Source organism: Mesorhizobium sp. M4A.F.Ca.ET.020.02.1.1, from assembly GCF_004022645.1.
Classification (GTDB): Bacteria; Pseudomonadota; Alphaproteobacteria; order Rhizobiales; family Rhizobiaceae; genus Mesorhizobium.
In genome coordinates, this window is the sequence record NZ_RZOI01001060.1 from 1 (window position 1) to 1503 (window position 1503).

The following is a 1503-nucleotide window of genomic DNA, read 5'->3' on the forward strand; positions in this document are numbered from 1 at the left end:
GGCTACGATCCTTACGCGATCGAGGAAAATTTCGGGATCGCCGCCCTTCTTTCGACGGGCGACGCGGCGCGCGAATTGCAGGCGCTCTACAGCGCCGCCAGCCCTCAGAACCCCGCCAAGGTCTATGGCAAGCTGAAACGGGTCCTGGTCGACATCAAGTCGGTCAGCTTCCCGAACAATTCGACCGCGATCGTGCGCTTCTCTACCACGGAAAAAAGCGAGACCGAAGCGATCGACCGGCATTGGATCTCGGTCGTGCGCTTCCGCTACACCGACACGCCCATCAAGAACGAATGGCGCTTCGAAAATCCCCTCGGCTTTCAGGTTTACGACTATCGCCGCGACCAGGAAACCGTGACGCCGGGAAGCCCGTGATGAGGACGACAATGGTCCTCGCCACGGCACTATGCCTTGTCGCCTTCGGCTCCGCCGCCCTCGCCGCGCAGACGCCAAAAGGCGGGTCTCTCGATCGACGCATCACCAGCGTCGTCTACCAGGAGAACAATGTCGTCCAGGTCTCCGCCACCTACGGCATCTCGACCATGATCATTTTCGACGAGGACGAGAAATTCCAGACGATCTCGCTCGGCGACACCGACAGCTGGCAGGTCGTCCCAGCCGACAAGGGCAACATCCTCTTCGTCAAGCCGATCGCCAAGAACGTGACCACCAACATGAACGTCGTCACCGACAAGCGCATCTACTATTTCGAGCTACGCGACAACGCGCCGAAGGCGGGCGGGGAGGTCTTCGGCATTCGCTTCGTCTACCCTGAAAAGAACCTCAATGCGGCGCTGCACAAGGAGGCCGAGCAGCGCGCCGCCTGGCCGAATATTGCCGGTATCGACAAGGCCAACGTCAATATCGATTATTCCTTTTCCGGGGATGGGCGATTGAAGCCGCTCATGGTCTTCGACGACGGCGCCAAGACCTTTTTCAAGTTCGACCGACGCGTGCCAGCGATCTTCGCCGTCAATTCCGATTTCTCCGAGACATTGGAGAACTTCCGCAAGGAGGGCGAATACATCGTCGTCGACGGAACCGCGACGCAGTTCACGCTGCGCGACGGCGACCAATGGGTCTGCATCTTCAATTTGAGAAAACCCGATTTCGGCGCGCCCGACCCCGGTGTCCTTGGACCTGCCGAGGATCCTCACGCGACGAAGCGCAGGAGGAGTGGTAATTGATCCAGCGCAGCCCCGAGCTCGAGGTTCTGGCGAGCGGCGATGAGCCGGCGATCGCCGACAGAAATGTTCGGCGCAAGCAGCTCATCGGCGGCGGCGCGCTTATCTTGGTCGGCATGGTCGCGGGCTATGTCGTCGTCGCCGGCGGACGGCCGCAGCAGCGCGACATGCTATCCGGCGACGAAGAGTTTTCGACCACGACGTTTCGGCCGCCATCCTTCGTGCGTGACGGCGAGCCGCAACCGAAACCGGCAGAGCCGGAAGTCCTTCAAATCCCGCCGCCACCGCCGCCGACGAAGGAGGAAGCAAAGCCCGACAC

2 protein-coding genes and 1 pseudogene are annotated in these 1503 nt (G+C 61.2%); all 3 read left to right on the forward strand.

The window, feature by feature from the left end:
* The coding region (locus tag EN742_RS34775) for a type IV secretion system protein (RefSeq protein ID WP_148670518.1) at positions 1–375 on the forward strand (375 nt) is incomplete at its 5' end.
* Positions 375–1187, forward strand: a complete 813-nt coding sequence (gene virB9, locus EN742_RS34780; RefSeq protein ID WP_189375729.1) for a P-type conjugative transfer protein VirB9 — start codon at positions 375–377, stop codon at positions 1185–1187. The genes EN742_RS34775 and virB9, both read left to right, overlap by 1 nt.
* Positions 1184–1503 (forward strand): annotated as a pseudogene (locus tag EN742_RS34785) (conjugal transfer protein TrbI); the annotation flags it as partial. The gene virB9 and the pseudogene EN742_RS34785, both read left to right, overlap by 4 nt.

What these genes read in the sequence shown, in the direction of transcription:
- virB9 (WP_189375729.1), top strand. Translation starts at nt 375, where the DNA reads ATGAGGACGACAATGGTCCTCGCCACGGCACTATGCCTTGTCGCCTTC.